At 63.4% G+C, this 16,660-nt stretch carries 13 protein-coding genes; 3 read left to right on the forward strand and 10 right to left on the reverse strand.

The genetic code is table 11. From position 1 onward, the window contains the following. Window positions 1-375: a nuclear transport factor 2 family protein gene (locus tag ACQP0P_RS44580; RefSeq protein WP_433368315.1), complete on the forward strand. Its 375-nt coding sequence runs from the start codon at window positions 1-3 to the stop codon at window positions 373-375. Between the two features lie 325 nt (window positions 376-700). Here ACQP0P_RS44580 and ACQP0P_RS44585 read toward each other — a convergent pair whose 3' ends face one another. Beyond that, the gene (locus ACQP0P_RS44585; RefSeq protein WP_433368317.1) at window positions 701-1,348 is read right to left on the reverse strand and encodes an ATP-binding protein; all 648 of its coding nucleotides are present in this window, start codon (window positions 1,346-1,348) and stop codon (window positions 701-703) included. Window positions 1,349-1,602: 254 nt separating this feature from the next. Between ACQP0P_RS44585 and ACQP0P_RS44590 the strand changes: the two genes are divergently transcribed. Next, window positions 1,603-2,475: a helix-turn-helix domain-containing protein gene (locus ACQP0P_RS44590; protein ID WP_433368319.1), complete on the forward strand. Its 873-nt coding sequence runs from the start codon at window positions 1,603-1,605 to the stop codon at window positions 2,473-2,475. Then, window positions 2,463-2,675, forward strand: coding sequence for a DUF397 domain-containing protein (locus ACQP0P_RS44595; protein ID WP_433368322.1), 213 nt, complete (start codon window positions 2,463-2,465; stop codon window positions 2,673-2,675). The genes ACQP0P_RS44590 and ACQP0P_RS44595 overlap by 13 nt, the downstream gene beginning before the upstream one ends. A 68-nt stretch (window positions 2,676-2,743) precedes the next feature. Here ACQP0P_RS44595 and ACQP0P_RS44600 read toward each other — a convergent pair whose 3' ends face one another. The 9 genes from ACQP0P_RS44600 to ACQP0P_RS44640 all read right to left on the reverse strand — a co-directional run bounded on the left by ACQP0P_RS44600 (window position 2,744) and on the right by ACQP0P_RS44640 (window position 16,453). Further along, a complete protein-coding gene (locus ACQP0P_RS44600; RefSeq protein WP_433368325.1) occupies window positions 2,744-5,944 on the reverse strand; it encodes a type I restriction endonuclease subunit R in 3,201 nt (1,066 codons plus the stop codon). Window positions 5,945-6,035: 91 nt separating this feature from the next. Continuing rightward, the gene (locus ACQP0P_RS44605) at window positions 6,036-7,277 is read right to left on the reverse strand and encodes a restriction endonuclease subunit S (RefSeq protein WP_433368328.1); all 1,242 of its coding nucleotides are present in this window, start codon (window positions 7,275-7,277) and stop codon (window positions 6,036-6,038) included. Continuing rightward, entirely contained in the window at window positions 7,270-8,877 is a 1,608-nt protein-coding gene (locus ACQP0P_RS44610) for a type I restriction-modification system subunit M (protein ID WP_433368330.1), read from the reverse strand. The genes ACQP0P_RS44605 and ACQP0P_RS44610 overlap by 8 nt, the downstream gene beginning before the upstream one ends. Further along, window positions 8,867-10,897 (reverse strand): N-6 DNA methylase, encoded by a 2,031-nt coding sequence (locus ACQP0P_RS44615; protein WP_433368333.1) that lies wholly within the window; start codon window positions 10,895-10,897, stop codon window positions 8,867-8,869. Before ACQP0P_RS44615 ends, ACQP0P_RS44610 begins: the two co-directional genes overlap by 11 nt. 12 nt (window positions 10,898-10,909) lie before the next feature. Beyond that, complete coding sequence (locus ACQP0P_RS44620; protein ID WP_433368336.1) at window positions 10,910-11,581, reverse strand: hypothetical protein; 672 nt, start codon at window positions 11,579-11,581, stop codon at window positions 10,910-10,912. Window positions 11,582-12,046: 465 nt separating this feature from the next. Beyond that, on the reverse strand, window positions 12,047-12,301 hold the full coding sequence (locus tag ACQP0P_RS44625; RefSeq protein ID WP_433368339.1) for a hypothetical protein: 255 nt from the start codon (window positions 12,299-12,301) through the stop codon (window positions 12,047-12,049). A gap of 146 nt (window positions 12,302-12,447) precedes the next feature. Then, window positions 12,448-13,866 carry an aldehyde dehydrogenase family protein gene (locus ACQP0P_RS44630; RefSeq protein WP_433368341.1) on the reverse strand — a complete coding sequence of 473 codons (1,419 nt, stop codon included), beginning with the start codon at window positions 13,864-13,866 and terminating at the stop codon, window positions 12,448-12,450. 350 nt (window positions 13,867-14,216) lie between these two features. Beyond that, window positions 14,217-15,245: an NAD(P)-dependent alcohol dehydrogenase gene (locus tag ACQP0P_RS44635; RefSeq protein ID WP_433368344.1), complete on the reverse strand. Its 1,029-nt coding sequence runs from the start codon at window positions 15,243-15,245 to the stop codon at window positions 14,217-14,219. Then, window positions 15,242-16,453, reverse strand: coding sequence for a cytochrome P450 (locus ACQP0P_RS44640; RefSeq protein WP_433368347.1), 1,212 nt, complete (start codon window positions 16,451-16,453; stop codon window positions 15,242-15,244). Before ACQP0P_RS44640 ends, ACQP0P_RS44635 begins: the two co-directional genes overlap by 4 nt. Window positions 16,454-16,660 lie beyond the last annotated feature (207 nt).

Genomic DNA, 16,660 nt, shown 5'->3' on the forward strand with positions numbered 1-16,660 from the left:
GTGACGGATGACGCCCTCCACGACCATGCCGTTGACGCCTTCATCGCGGCGACCAATGCCGATGACCCGGCGCGGCGGGCCACGCTGCTGAGCCGTGCCCTTACCGGCGACGTCGTCTTCTGGGGGCCGCTGGGCCGAGGTGTCGGGCGCAAGGCGGTCGAGGACTTCATCACCGAGGTGGTGCAGGGACATCCGTCGGGCCCCTGCCTGATGGTCCGCACCACCCGGGTGGACGCACCGGGAGAGTGGGCGCGCTTCGGGTGGCGCTATGAGGACGCCTCCGGCCGGAGCCTGCTGACCGGGATGGACGTGGTGCACGTCACCGTCGACGGCGACATCGACGAAATAGTGATCTTCGCCGACTCCCCGGAGTGATTTCCGATTCGCTTGAGTGCTGAACGCGCTCCAGCACGTCGCGACGACAGCGCGACGACAGCGTGCCGGGCTCGTCCTCACTTCGGGGCAACCGAAGATGTGTCCGGCCTACCCGAAGCGTCGTGGCACCCGTCGTTCTCCCGTGGCGGCGCCCGTGAGCCAGGTTCCGGCACCAGGGTAAGACCCCCGGCGGGGTACTCCACTGGGGGAAGCGGAGCTGGAGCGGCATATGTCGCAGGTTCTTCGTGGGGGACGACCCGCGTGCCGCCATCCGCCGGGGGTGGCTCAAATGGCTCCCAGCGAGTGCCGGGAGCGGCGCGTCATCCTATTGAGGCAGCGGCATCTGGGCGAAGGCGGGCGTTCCGGGGAGTAGGTCATCCGGAGGCGGCGGGGCTGACGTCTCGGTGAGACCCTCGTCAGAGGGCGGATCGGCGGGAAGCTCGCACCAGACGGTCCGGCCGGGGTGCCGGCCGTGCGAGCGGTAGCCCCAGTTCCCGCCGGAGAGCATGCCGACGATCGCCAGTCCCCGGCCGTTCTCCATCAGCAGGCATGCCGGGTCCGCCCGAGCGTGCGGCTCCTCGGTGCTCAAGCCCGTGTCCGCGACCTCGACGCGCAGCAACCCGCCGTACGACATCAGCCGCAGGATCAGCGGATCGTTGTTGGCGACCCTGTCATTGGCGGCTCTGACATTGGCGGCTCCGCTGTTGGAAGCCCCTGCAGCGGAGATCTGGGCCTGCCCGGCGATCCCGTCCCCAGTGACCCCGCGCCCGGCGACGTGCCCGGTAACCCCTCGGCCTGCGACCCCGTGCCGGGCGTGCTGGACGGCGTTGGTCACCAGTTCGGACACGGCCAGCCGCGCGTTCTCATAGGCCGGATGACTCTCCCCCAGCCATTTACGGACCTCCTCCCGCGCCCGCGAAGCGGCTTCGACATTACTGGGCAGAAGTATTTCGCTGAACGTCTCCGGTTCCATGGAATTGCCCCTTCCGACCGAATTAAGCCGACCTGCCGTCACCGGAGCCATTAACTGACATCCCGTGACAGCTACAGCTCGACAGGTACACGGTCCCAAACGCCGAGGCACAGCGGAAGCCGATCCGCACTTATCACAGGTTCACAGTTCGCGAAGTAAGTTCACAACACTGTGAACCCGCGAGAACTTAATATCCATTCCCCCGGAAATGAAAATGAAGGAGACTGTTAAAGAGGCAACGAGAGGAGACCGAGATGAGCATCGCCGTGGATCCGGAGCCCGAGCCGGACTCGGAGCTGGAGTTCGATACGTATTCATACGAATCCACACGCGTTCAATTCGGCAGAGAGCTACGGAAATACCGGATTTTGTCTGGATTTACCCAGAGGCGACTCTGCACCGTGGTCCCCATCGCGGTAAGCCATCTGAGCATGCTGGAGAACGGTCACCGGGCGCCCACCAGGAAACTGGCCCATCAGCTGGACGAGGCATTCGACCTGGGCACAACGCTCGTCGACCTCCTGGACCGCCTGGACCGCGTCGCCACCCAGGTCCCCCGCTGGTTCCGCCCCTGGCTGGAGTTCGAACCCCTGTCGGTCTCCCAGCGCATCTGGGAACCCCTGATAGTGCCTGGCCTCCTCCAGACCGAGCAGTACGCGGAAGCCATCCTCAGCCGCAGCCCCGGCGTCACGTCCGAGCAGGTGAAGGAGAACATCGTGGCCCGGATGGACCGGAAGAACATTCTTCGCCGACCCGACCCCTCGATGCTCTGGGCCATCCTGGACGAGGGCATCCTGCACCGTCCCATCGCCGATCCCGAGGTGATGAGGGGCCAGTTCCACTACCTTCTGGAGATGTCGGAGAGCCCATGGCTCTCTCTTCAGGTGCTCCCCTACACCGCGCGCAACGTGCTCGGCCTGCTGGGCGGCTTCACCATCGCCGACATGCCGGGAAGCGCACCTCCCGTGGCCTACATCGATTCCCAGAGCACCGGGGACCGGGTAAGCGAGCGGGCCGAAGAGGTAAAAAGACTAGAATTCAGATACGACCTGATCCGTGCGGACGCCCTATCCCGGAGCGATTCACGCGACATGATCAAGGAGGCAATCCAGCGATGGACGACCTGACCCAGGAACTTCACACCACCCACTGGCGCAAATCCACCCTCTCCGGCGATGACGCGAGCAACTGCGTCGAAATCGCCAACCTCTCCAACAACCACCGAGCCATCCGCGACAGCAAAAACCCCACCGGCCCCACCCTCACCCTCACCCCCCACCAATGGACCGCCTTCATCGCCACCATCAAAAACGGCGACTGCGACTGACTTCCCGCCGTTCAGGCTCACGCCCCCAACGAGCTCTCTGGCCACCCGGACGGAGAGCTCGTGAAAGTTCAACGAGTGGTGGTGGCCCACTCCCGCGCCACGGCCTTCGTCTGTCGCAGGACGAGTTTGACGGCCTCGGGCTCGTCGTCCGGCGGGTATCCGTACTTCGCGAGGAGACGCTTGACCTTGCTACGTAACCGGGCCTGGACCTGAGCCCGTTCCTCCCAGTCGATGACGGCGTCGCTCCGGATCGCCTTGACGAGTTCGCGGGCGATCAGCACCAGTTTGGCGTCCCCAAGAATCTCCTTGGCTGACTGATTGGCCGCCACGGCGTCGTAGAAGGCCAGCTCGGCTTCGTTAAGGCCCATTGCATCTGCTCGTCCCCGATCGGCGGCGAGTTCGCGGGCGACATCGATCAACCGGGCAATGATCTCCGCCGAGCCGAGCGCCTGGTTCTCGTAGCGCTTCATCGCGGCGTTGATGCGAGCGGAGAACAACTCTTCGATCTTTGATGTCACCTCGCCCTGGCGGAGAAGGTTGAGCCGGTTGGCTGCCCGATTCTCCTCTTCGATCCGGCGTCGTAGAGCCTCGATGGCGAGGTTTGGGCGCATGCTCTGGCGGAAGCGTTCCACGAACACCTCATCCAGCCTCGTCAGGTCGGGTTTCTCGATCCCGGCGGCCTGGTAGATGTCCACCACCTCACCGAAGTCCAGCGCCTGCGCGGCGAGTTCCCGTAGCGCGATCTCGATGTCCTGCGGGGTTGCCAGCCCTCGGGAGCTACGCGAGTCCGCGTCGAACTTGGCCATGTAGAGGCGGACCGAATCAAAGAATCGGATGTCGGCCATGAGCGGCGCGACACGCTCGTGGGTGGGGCAGAGAGTGAGCGCCTGCGACATCGTCCGGTACGCCTGGGTGAACCGTTTGGGCAAGGTTTCCCGTCGTGCCTCCAGGTCCTGAGCCTCCCGAACGGGGTCACGGAGGTAGTCCACCGTTCCGAGCGCCGCGTTCACATGAGCACGGGGGGCACCGGAATCCCTGACCACTCGCCAGTCATAACCGGAGAGGATCCCGCAGATCACCCCATGTCGCTCCACGACCAGATCGACCGCTGTGGAGGTCGGGTCACCGATCGTGCGATTCTCCCTGTCCGCGGATGTGTATTCGGCCAGTGCCTCGGTCAGGCTCTCGGCGATGCCGAGATAGTCGACGACCAGCCCGGCGTCCTTCTCCTTGAAGCGGCGGTTCACCCGGGCGACGGCCTGCATGAGCGCCGCACCCCGCATCGGCTTGTCCACATAGAGCGTGTGCAGCGGCGGCGAGTCGAAACCGGTCAGCCACATGTCCCGGACGATGACCAATTCAAGCTCGTCTGTCTCATCCACCAGCCGACGCTGGATCTCCTTGAGCTGCCCCGCGTTACGAACATGGCGTGACACCGGCCATTTGTCCGAAGGGCGAGAGGTATAAGCGACCTTGATCTTTCCCTCAAGGTCGTTATCGTGATGCCAGCTCTCCTCCAGTTTGATGATCTCTTCGTAGAGTGCCGCGCAGACCGCCCGGGAAAAGCCGACGATCAATCCCTTGCCCGCGAACCCCGTCGTCTTGAGCATCTCCGCGCGGCGATGCTTCCAGTGAGTGACGATGTCGAAGGCGACCTTGGCGAGGCGCCCGTCGGCCTGGATCATCTCCTCGTAGACGCTGAAGGCATGACGTGCCTTGAGGCGTTCTTCATCGTCCAGGTCGGAGGTGAGATCGTCCACCCGCTCATCAAGGTCATCGGGGTCTACGTCAGCTCGCCAGCGAACCGGGATGTGACGGTTCTCGTAGAACACTTTCACCGTGGCGCCATCGTCAACGGCCCTGGACAGGTCGTAGACATCGATGACGGGTCCGAAAACCGCATAGGTGTTGGCGTCTGCGGTGGCGATCGGGGTTCCGGTGAACGCGATGAAGGTGGCGTGCGGCAGCGCCTGTCGTAAGTTCCTGGCGAGGCCGTTGACGCCTACCAACTCGTAGTGGCTCCGGTGGGCCTCATCGACGATCACCACGACGTTACGCCGGTCCGAGAGCATCGGATGATTCTCGACTTTCGCGTTCCGTTCGTCCTTGGTCAGACTGAACTTCTGCAACGTGGAGAAGACGATCCCCCCGGTGGGCCGAGTCCTTAGCTGCTCTCGAAGTGCCTCACGCGAACTCACCCGGATCGGGGCCTCGCCCAACAGCTCGCTCGCGGCGAACTCCTCGAACAGTTGGTTGTCCAGATCCGTCCGGTCGGTGAGAAGGACGATCGTGGGATTGCCAAGCGCCGGCTGCCGGAGCATCTTCGCGGTGTAGAACTCCATCGCCAGGCTCTTGCCCGACCCCTGGGTGTGCCAGACCACCCCGGCGCGCCCATCCTTGGCTGCGGCGACCAGCGTCTTGGCCACCGCCGTGTTGACCGCGTAGAACTGGTGAGCCTTCGCCAGCCGCTTGAGTCCGTTGCCCTTCCTGGAAAACGACACGAAGTTCGCCAGGATGTCGATGAAGCGCGGCGGGTCGAACAACCCCGAGATCAGCACCTCCAGCGCGGTCCCATGAGCGATCCGGACCGGTTCCCCTTGCTCGTCCACATCCCAGGGCGCCATGTGTTCCCACGGCGTGAACGGCGTACCGTACCGGGCGGAGACCCCGTCACTCGCCACCACGATCGCCGGTACGGCGAAGCCCACCGGGCCGAACTCGCGCACATAGGTCTGGAGCTGGTTGTAGGCGGTTTCGGTGGTGCCGTAGGGGTCGTCGGCTCGCTTCAACTCGAAGATCGCGAGTGGCAGGCCGTTGACGTAGCAGACAATGTCAAAACGTCGTTCTCGCCGGTCGTGCTTGAGTGTGACCTGGTTGACCGCGACGAACTCGTTGACGTTGACGTTTTCGAAGTCCAGCAGCCAGGCGGTCCGGTTCTGCTCCTGGCCGCGCTCGTCGCGGTAGGAGACGGTCACTCCACGGGTCAACTTCTCGTGTATGGCCTTGTTCGCGCTGAACGCGCGTTGCGTCTCCCTGCGGAGCACCTGATTGACCGCGTCGTTCACGGCCTTCTGAGGGAGATCGGGGTTGATGCGCTCGATGGCGTCCCGGAGCCGGGGCACGATGACCAGCTCGTCCCAGCTCGGCCGCTGCCCTTTCTCCGGCGCGATCTGAGTTCCCCTGAGTGGCTCCCACCCCCACTCTCCCAGCCATTCGAGAGCGTACGCTTCCCAGTCCTCCTCCATCGGAGCCCAGCCCGGCTTCCCCATCGCGCCCTCATTCCCTACGCTACTGGCCCCCGATACCTCGTTTAATCAACATATATCCCGAAACCGACACTTTCCCGCACGGTTCCCGCCGTCAGATGACGTTCTCTACATCCTTCTCCGCGTCCTTAATCTTGATCTCGCCCGAGATCAGCTTCGGCAACAGGGTGTCTCTGAGCTCAGCCAATGTACGGTTCTCGCGAAGACGACTGTCCATGAGCCCTTCCAGCTGATGAAGAACGGCTGTCACCTGAGAGCCCCGCGCGTGATCTGGAAAAGAAATCCGTAGACGTTTGATATCTCCAATACTGAGATAGTCAGCCATATCCGTCTGCCCCTTCATTTGCGCAGCTTGACGACGAAACTCGTCGCTCCGGAGCCAAAGATGAAAGTAGCTGGGAGAGAACGGCGCAGAGGGATATACGCGGAAGTAGCAAAGCTGTGGACTATACACGAACTCAGGATCATCAGCTCCGACCACAGCTACCCTGCCAACCGTACCCTTCGTCGTCAAGACGATATCGCCTGGCCGGGAGGTCTTTTTCTGCATGGATTTCCGATAGTCCTCATGAACGAAGTCTTCAAACTTAGCCTCTATACGCCCATCAAGAACTTCGGCGACCCGAAGAATAGGAATACCAGGCCTTCCATGCTCAGATCTCTTAGTTCGATACCCATCACCAAAATCGACCGAACCTGCTGCGACAAGGTCACCAATCGAAGAGGATTTACGCTCGGAAGAGATCGAAACTTCAAGGAAGTACGCTTCAGCCAACTCAAGTGCAGCTACCGTGATGCGCTCATTGACCACGATCTTATCGTCCAAAACCCTCAAGACCCGAGCGATGGCTACCTGCTCTTGGATTCCAGGACAGGAAAAGGAGAAGTCGCGAATACGATCAGGACTTGTATGCCTTACAGTGCTACCCGATGCACCAGCGATTACATGCTGACGATAGTTCGAGGCACATAGCAAATAGTACAAGAACTCCTTTTTGATTAAATTTGGATTGGAAATTGAAACCAAACCGATTCGCTGATTATGTAGATAGTCTGCATCGGCAGGAACCAGGGCTGGATATCCTAGAGTGTCTCCAAACTTACTCAAGTCGGTCATCGTCACCATGAGATCACCAGATGACAGCAAAAATCCTTCTGGAATCGGACCTGTGTAGAATTTTTGCTTGGAATTCTTAAATCCGCCTCCGATGGAGAAATTTCCAGGCGTCACAAGTAACGGCCCAGGACCAGTGTCAGAAAAATATTCGCCTTTAAAAGCATAACCATGCTTGATGGCAATCAGGTCTCGAAGAGTTCGCGTCGGCCAGTCAGACATCAACCCTCCCGAGCTGAGCGCGAACCTCAGATTCAAGATGAGCCGATTCCTCAAAGTCAGAGAAGAGCTTTTTGGTCAATCGGAAGATTTTATCTGCGATAGGTTCAATGTCCTCTGCGACAACGGTCGCGCCCACATAACGACCGGGGTTGAGAATATAGTCGTTCTGCTTGATCTCATCGAGATTCGCCGAGTAGCAGAAGCCCGCGTCGTCGACGTAGAGATCCTTGGACGTTCCCCGCCAAGCGCGATAAGCCCCGGCGATCTCGGCGAGTTCCTCCTCGGTCAGCACCCGCTCGGTCCGGTTCTCCATCACACCCATGTCGCGAGCATCGATGAAGAGCACCTCACCGCGCCGGTCCGCCAGACCGCGCGTCGGTCCCTTATCTCGCGCGAGGAACCACAGGCAAGCCGGGATCTGCGTACTGCGAAACAACTGTGGAGGCAGGGCGATCATGCAGGAGACTAGATCAGCCTCGATCATGGCACGGCGAATATCGCCCTCGCCCGACTGTTTGGACGACATCGACCCGTTGGCCAGAACGATCCCGGCTCGGCCACGTGGGGAGAGTTTGGCCGCCATGTGCTGAAGCCAGGCGAAGTTGGCGTTGCCGATCGGCGGTACGCCGTACTTCCACCGAGGATCCATACCAAGAAGTTCGCCACCCCAGTCGGAAACGTTGAAAGGCGGGTTGGCCATGACCACATCGGCCCGTAGGTCGGGGTGACGGTCGTTGTGGAAGGTGTCGCCCCACTCGGAGCCGAGATTGGCGCCGATGCCGTGGATAGCGAGGTTCATCTTGGCCAGCCGCCAGGTGTTCTGGTTGAGCTCCTGGCCGAAAACCGAGATGTCGAAGGCACGGCCGCCATGGGACTCGATGAACTTCTCGGCCTGGACGAACATGCCGCCGGAGCCGCAGGCTGGGTCGTACACCCGCTCACCGGGCTGCGGTTCCAGGACCTCCACCAGGAGCTTCACCACGCTGGCCGGAGTGTAGAACTCACCGCCCCGTTTACCCTCGGCCTTGGCGAACCTCTCCAGGAAGTATTCGTAGGTCTCGCCGAGCAGGTCGCGGGCTTTCTTAGCCTCGTCGCGGAAACCGATCCGGCCGATGAGATCGATCAGCTCGCCCAGGCGCCGCTGATCCACCTCGGTCCGGTTGAAGATCTTCGGAAGGACGCCCTCAAGCTCCAGGTTCCTCTTCTCGATCGCGGCCATGGCGCTGTCGATGACCTCACCGACCGTCATCCCACCCGGTGGCGTCTTAGCCCTGGCCGCCACCTGGTCATAACGGGCGGGCTCGGGAACGTAGAAGACACCTTCGCTCATATAGCTGTCGGGATCGTCGAGCAGCCGCTCCGCCGCATCCCCCTCGATACCGTCAGCGGCCAGTTCCTCCGCTATCGCGTCGCGGCGCTCGGCGAACGCGTCCGAGACGTACTTCAGGAAGACCAACCCGAGCACGAAGTGCTTGTACTCGGCGGCGTCCATGCTGCCGCGCAGCTTGTCCGCAGCCTTCCACAGGACGTCCTTGATATCGGCGGGCGCGGCCGAGTCGCTCCTGCGTGGTGGTGCCACGTGGTCCCTTTCAACTGTCATCGACCGACTCCCCGATCACCCGCAGGGAGCCGTCCGCGACCCCGGTCATGAGCGCGGTCTCGAAGCTTCGCAGTGCCGCGAGCCTGAATCGAAGTCCGGTTTCACGTTCCTCGACCTGCCTGAGCACGCTGTCCAGCGTCGCCACTTCGTCGGGGGTCAGTTCGGGCAATCTCAGTTCTGCCAGGTTAACGCGTCTGACCAGTGGCCCTGTGGCGTGTTCCGGAACCCCGATCGCCATCAGCAACGCCGCGAGCACCCTGGGCGTCATCCACCGGGGTTCCTCGGTCGTCCTGTCCTCTCGTTTCCTTCTGCTGATCCGAAGCACCTGCGCGGGAGCCTCCACGACCTTGTCCCCCTCGACATCGACATAGGCGTGGATCTGGTCGATCGACAGCACGATCACGTCACCCGGCAGTGTCAACCTGACCGCCTCGTACCCTCCGAGATCAATCCCCAGGGCCAGTTCGTCAACGGTCCGGTCACCGATCCGCCGCAGGTTACGAAGTTCCTCAACTCCCACAAGTGGTGTGCTGCCCTGGCCCACGTAGCGAGAGGCAATCCGATGACCGGGGATCAGGACGAGTTGCTTCGACCTCTTGTACGTCCCAAGTTCACGGAACACCCTCTCCGCCCGGTTGGTGACGACCGGCATCCTTTGGAACTCCTGATCGTCGGGGAACAGCCGGGCCAGGCGGTGCTGCGCATCGAGCAGATCGGCCGCAGTATTCTCTGTCGGCGGCTCTGCCATACTCGGCTCAGGAAGAAGCGATCTCCGATCGTCGCAGTCGGCGGCCCGTACCCAGGCGATCCCTTTTCCAGGCTCCGTCGGCGGATCCCGCAGCAAGGACGCGACCTCGGCAATCCAACCGACACCGTATGAGCGGGCCAGAGTGCCGGCTTCCACCAGCAACACCCGCCGTTCCGGATCCGGCTGCTGGTCGACCACAACCAGCGCCAGCTCCGCGGCCACATGGAACGAGTGCACCCGAGGCGGAAAACGTACTACCGCACGAATCAAGCCTTTCTGTGTGAGCTCCGCGCGCAACTTGGCTTTTCTGTCGCGTGCTCTGGTTTTCTTCAGCGCCCAGGCAGGCACTACAACCAGGGCTCGCCCCCCGGGGTTGAGATGCCGGTGGGCTAGTCGCACCCAGCGGAACGGATCCGGCAGCTCCTGCCTGTTGTCATCTCCGGCCACAACCGGAGAATCCAAGATAACGAGGTCGGCCTTGATGCCGTTGGCTGTGAACGAGTTTTGACAGTGTGCGGTGACCTCGCGATTCTCCGCGAGAAGACTCAGCCTTAACAACCGCAATGCGAACATGTCCTCGTCGGCCGCAAATATCTCTGAAGCCTTCAGTGAGGACCCCCGCAATAGTCGTCGTAGCAGAGTCCCGAAACCAGCCGCCGGGTCGTATATCGATCGCCACGGTTTCTCCGCTGAGATGGCCGCGATCAACTCACTGACCTGCTGCGGAGTAGTCCTGGCACGAATCGTGGAGCCGACCCGGTCGGCTTGCTCAAGCAGCCGGTCCGCTACATCGACCGGCGAAGCCTCCTGGAGCATCTCTGCCACGATCTCGGACAACCGATCCTTCTCGGTGTCCAACCCACCAAGCGGGTCCTTAAACAGGTTCACCAAATCCGGCCTTTTCTGGCTGATCTGGTGATAGGGGATCGCTCCGAACGGCTCCCTCAAGATCGCGGTGACCGCCGCCAGAGCGATCCCTCTCGCCACCAAGTCATCACCGGGAAGGGTTCCCCGTAGTTCCGAAATCGTGCGGAGCCGTAATCGCTCCCGGAACCGTTCCCCGTAGGTCTCGTGTCCGTCCAGTTTCTCCGTCGCGCGGAGAGGCAGGGAGTCGAGCCATGTGTTCACTCGTGTGGAGTCGAACAGCGGCTGTGGAACGTTTTCTTCCACCGGCGGGGGGAAATCCTCATAGCGGCGCCGCCAGTTACTCACCGCCGGCCGCGTGACCCCGGCAAGCTCTGCGATGTCCCCCATCGTGAGCTTCACGCCCATGCAGCGGCCTCCTCAGATCCGAGGGAGCAGGCTGCCGTCCAGAACACCCGCTTTGCGGTCCAGGACCTCCGGAATCCGACTGAACCTCTTCAGGCACATGGCGGCCTCCGGCGAGATCGCCTCCAGCACTCCCAGCAGGCTCTCGAAGTCCTTCGTCAGGTGCCGGTGATGGATCGGCTCACAGTGCGCCACCCGATTACGCAGCTGACACAGGTGAGAAAGATCGTTGTGCAGAGCAGCGGGTGCCTGAGCGGAGTAGCCGGAGAACTCGTGCCTCAGCGCCGGCCACCACAGCTGCGTGTAGTAGTTGCTCCGGCGAGACAGGAGCGACACCCAGACACCGAACGAAAGCTCCGTCACGATGTCGTCCGCTACGAACTGCCCACGCTGCCGCACTGCACTCTCTGCTTTGTCGACGGCACGACGCGCATAGTCAGCCAGGACAAGGCTGGGCTCGTTCCACCAATCACGGCGCCTGTAGTGTGCGGCAAGCCGACTGTCCATGGCGTTACGCAGCACGACCTCAAGGAACTGCAGCGCACCCGAGAAGGCGCACCCCGCCTCCAGGTTCCACGCGTAGAGCCGGAGCCCGACCTCCAGATCCCCACCTGATGCGGCCAGGTAAGGCCCCAGGCGAGCCGGGGAAAGCAGGTCCGCGATCCGCTTTGCTTCATCACGATTCATCGTGCATCTCCCGCCGTGACCGGGAGTGAGTTATGCTGGCTCACGTACGCCCCGGGTATCGCCACTGCTCTGCATGCGACCCGGGGCAAGCTTTTTCCAGCGAGGGCTCGCATATCGCCCTGCTCCCGGTCTCGCGGGTAGTTCTCGACCACTGAGGAAACAGCAGCCTCACGCTTTCCGGACAAACCTTACCTAAGGCAAAGAGTGGGTCAAAGAGAATCCGTTAAGCGGCCTTAACAAGAGACGCCATACCTGCGCTAACTAGCAAATTCGTCATTTAAGCCGTAAGGGGGACTGTCGGGTATGAATAGGACGTAGGTGATATTCTCGCGTCACACGCCCGGCCCGTCAGAGTGCGACCCGCCCGGTCGCAGGTTCAGAACGGCGTGTCTTCACCGCCGTACGGCTGGGTGCGGAGCGGTATCCGCATCGCCCACAGCAGAGGGTTCAGGATGAACCTGTCACTCACACCGTGTTCTGGCTGGAGTACTTGGCGACCAGTTCCTCGGCTCGACGCTCACCAGCCGCGAACCCCTCGGGATTGGAAGTGCGGATAGCCTCGACCCGACGCGCCTCTCGCTCCTTGGCAGCCCGGTAATCCTGCTGCATCTGCCGGTGAACAGCCTGAGCGATGTACTCGGCAGGCGTGATGCCCTGACCGGTCTCGGCAATCCACTGCCCGGCCTCGGCGAGCAGGTCGGCGGGAAGCTCGTTGCTCATGTCCCGAGCATGGTGCAGGCGCGTTGCACAGACCGGGAATCGATTGAGAGCTTCACAGTGCAGAACATCGGCAACACCCCCGGCCGGCTCACAGAGCCGACCGAGGGTGCAGGTTAATGATCAAGATGAGAACCTGTTCCAGAACGTCAGGCCCGCGATACGTAGCGAGTCTGCACCTCGGTGAAGGTCTCGAGACCCCAGCGGCCCTTTTCCACCCCGAGGCCACTGTGCTTGACGCCGGTAAGCGGCTGGGAGAAGCCGAGCGTGGACTGGTGGGTGTTGACCCACACCTGCCCGGCCTCCAACCGGTCGGCGACTGCGTTGGCACGGTCGAGGTCCGCACTCCACACCGAGGCGCCGAGGCCGAAGTAGCCGTGGTCGGCCTGGGTGACGGCCTCGTCAAGGTCGGCGTAGGGGACCAACGGAAGGACCGGCCCGAACTGCTCTTCGTCGACGACGCGCATCCCTGCGGCGGCGTTGGCGATGATGGTGGGCGGGTAGAAGTAGCCTGGCCGGTTCTCGGGCCGGCCGCCGGCGGCCACCGTGGCACCTTTGGTGTTCGCGTCCTCGACGAGCGCGGACACGAAGTCGAGCTGCGCGCGGTTCTGCAGTGGCCCCATGTTGGTGCTCTCGTCCAGCCCTGACCCGAGCTTCACCGATGGGACGAGTTCGACGAGGGCGTCGACGAGGGCGTCGTGCAGGTGCGCAGGGACGTAGATGCGCTTGATCGCGATGCAGACCTGCCCGGAGTTGGTGAATGCGGCCCAGAAGAGCTTCGGTGCAATCGCCTCGACATCGACATCGTCGAGCAGGATCGCCGGGTCGTTGCCGCCCAGTTCGAGGGTCACCCGCTTGAGGTCCTTGGCGGCGGCCGCGGCGATCGCCTTCCCGGTGGGAATCGAACCGGTAAAGGTGATCTTCCGCGGGACGGGGTGGCCGACCAGCATGGGCCCGAGTTCGTCGGTGCCCGACACGACGTTCAGCACCCCTGCCGGGAACACCTCGCGCAATATCTCCCCGACACGGAGCGTGGCGAGTGGGGTGTAGGGCGACGGCTTGACCACCACGCAGTTGCCGGCCGCTAGCGCTGGGCCGATTTTGAGGCCCATCATGTACGCGGGAACGTTCCACGGGGTGATCGCAACGACCGGCCCCACCGGACGCCGCAACACCTCCACTCGCTCGGTCTCACCGTCGCTGAGGACTTCGCCGGCTACTTTGAGGTCGGCGAAGTACCGCAGGGCGGAGATCACGCCCATCACCAGCCCCTTGGAGAAGGCCAGCGGAGCGCCGAGCTCAAGGGTCGAAAGCCGGGCGATCTCGTCAATCGAGGCGGCGACCGCGTCAGCGCCCTGACGCATCATCTGTGCCCGGGCGTCCACTGACTCGGCAGCCCACCCGGGCTGCGCCGCCGCCATCGCCGACATGACGTCTTCGACGTGCTCCGCCTCCGCGGCGGGGGCGTGTGCGGCCACCTCCCCCGTCGACGGGTCCACGACCGGAAGCGAGCGCGGTGTCCGTACGGCCCGGCCCCCGATCGTCATCGTCAACTTCGCGTCCGACATCCCGCGCCCTTTCTCGAGCCTGTCCTCATTGCGGTTGAGTATGTAGTAGCCGCCGAAGCGGTCGCTCTTGGTGACCCGGTCCTGGTGCGCGCACCTGGTAGCACTCCACCTCCGGGTCGTACAAGTCCAGGGTGCGAAGGTCCCGGGCCGGACTCGTGGTCGAGGTCACAAGCCGGTCCTTTCGCGAGGCCGTGCTCCGGGGAGTGGCTGCTGTGTCGATAGGAGTTTGCGACCACGTCACGGCTCGTCCCGGTCCCAGGATGGAGGTGTCCGCGCGTCGTGTAGTGGGCTGCTGCGATCGCCGCCCCCGCGAACACTCGCCGGAGCGGTGGACCCGGCTCCGTCCCGTGTCAGTCCAGTGTGATGACCGCGCGCCCCTTGACCTGGCCGTTCCTGAGTCGATCGTAGACGGCGTCCACTTCGGCGAAGGGGTACTTATCGACCTCGACTCCAATCGCTCCTGACGCTGCCAGCGCGACGACCTCGTGCAGGTCGGGAATGGACCCCATCCCGGAGCGGGTGACCGAGGTGTCGCGCTGCAGCGAGCGATGATCGACGGTTATCGATCCGCCTGCACCACCGATGAGCGTGATCTCGGCCATACTTCCCGCCGCGGCGGCGCAGAACGCGCCGCTGGCGTCGCTCCCGACGAAGTCCACGACGAGGTCGGCACCACGGCCCGCAGTCATCTCCTTCACCGCCGCCGCGGCGTGGGGCCCTGCCAGGATCGCGTGGTGGGCACCGAGCTTGCGCGCGAACTCGAGCTTGTCCTGGCTGATGTCGACGGCGACAACGGTGGCGGCCGAGGTCGCCCGCGCGATCTGGACCGCCAGGTGCCCGAGCCCTCCGACGCCGACGACCACGAGCGTCGACATCGGCGACACCAGCTTGTGTGCGGAGCGGCGAATCGCGTGGTACGGCGTCAGACCGGCGTCCGCCAACGGAGCGGCCTCGAACACGTCAAGGTTCTCTGGCAGCGGGACGACGTAGCGCGCGTCGGGGACGAGCTGATAGTCGGCCAGCCCCCCGTCGCGGCCGATCCCGGCCAGGTTCGCCCCGTTGAAGCACCAGTGATCCAGTCCGCTCGCGCAGCGGATGCAGCGTCCGCACCCCCACGAGATGTAGACCAGCACGGGCTGCCCAACGTGGAGCCCGGTCACGCCCTCGCCCAGCTCGGCAACCCACCCCGACACCTCGTGCCCCAGCGTGAAGGGCAACGGGGGCGTGAAACCGGCTTCGGCGTCCATCAGGGTGATGTCAGTGTGGCAGGCGCCGACCCCCGCGACCTTGACCAGCACCTCGCCCGGTCCCGGTCGGGGAGTGGGCACCTCGACAACTGCCGGCGGCTCGCCTGGCTTGATCAGACGGAACGCTCTCATCCGGTCATCCTGGCGCCTGCGGAGAAGGTGACGGGCAGGGTGGCCAGCTCCCGGCGGAACCCGGGGAGCCACTCGACATTGTCCGGATCCTTCAGCCGGTAGTCCGGCAGACGGCGCAACACCTGCTCGATGACGACCTGCATTTCGAGCCGGGCGAGGGGTTCTCCGACGCAGCGGTGGATACCGACGCCGAACGACAGATGCGGGTTGGGCTTGCGTTCGAGGTCGACCTCGTCCGGTCGATCGAAGACCTTGTCGTCACGATTGCCGCTGCCGAAGAGGATTCCGACCTTGTCGCCGGCCTTGAACCGGTGCCCGGCGAACTCGCAGTCCCGGGTGACGGTCCGGGCGAACATCTGCGACGGCGCTTCGAGCCGGAGAATCTCGTTGATCGTGGCGGGGATCAGCGCCGGGTCGTCGATCAGCCGCTGCCGCAGCTCCATGTCGAGGCCCAACATCAAGAACGTGCTCGTCAGCGACCTGATCGTGGTGGCGTGCCCGGCCTCCCCGACCAGGATCGCCATTCCCAGCACCTGGTCCGGGGCCAGCGGCGCGCCGTCCACCTCCGCGGTGACGAGGAGGCTGAGCAGGTCGTCCTTGGGGTCGGCCCGCTTGCGGTCGAGCACCTCCCGGAAGAACGACATCAATTCACGGGCGACCTCCTCGTTCTCGGCGAGCAGTTGCTCCCGGGAGGTCTGCAGCAGCCTCGGACCGAAGCTGCGCAGCCGCTGCCACTCACCGTCTTGCAGGCCGAGGAAAAGTTCGGTCAGGCGCGAGGGGACGACCTCGCACAGCTCCGCCTTGAGGTCGGCCTCGCCCCGCTCGATGAAGGCGTCGATGAGCTCGGCGGTGACCTCCTCGACGTACTCCCCGAACTTCGCGACCTGCCTGGGCCGAAACAGCGGCAGCAGCAAGGCGCGGAAGGCCTTGTGCTCGGGCGGGTCCGCCTCCAGGGGAAGGGCCGGGATCGGCAGTCCGAAATGGGGAATAGTGACACCCTGGCCGGATGCGAACAGGTCAGGCTGGGTGAGCGCGGCCTTGATGTCCTCGTATCGCGTCAGCATGTAGTAGCCGCCGAAGCGATCGCTGTGGACCACCCTGCTCTTGGAGCGCAGGTCCGCGTAGCGCTCGTAGAGCTCGTCCTGCGCCCCCGGCTCGTTGAGATCGAAGGTCGGTAGCTGTGCCGCGTTGGACATCGCCGTCTCCATGTTCCTGTCTCCTAAACTCGCGGCCATGGCGCCCGCTCGTTGCCGAAACGTTGGGCGGGCTGTCCACCCCACCGTGATGCCGTGATTCAGCAGGCATCACTAGGGTCGTGAGTCACGAAATTTCGTGGGATACTATGAAGTATCGCCGTGTGAAACTTATGACACCCCCCTCCGGGAGTCAACAGCCGATGAAGGTGTTGACGTTGA

The sequence above is a fragment of the Streptosporangium sp. CA-115845 genome (assembly GCF_050943795.1).
Taxonomy (GTDB): domain Bacteria; phylum Actinomycetota; class Actinomycetes; order Streptosporangiales; family Streptosporangiaceae; genus Streptosporangium.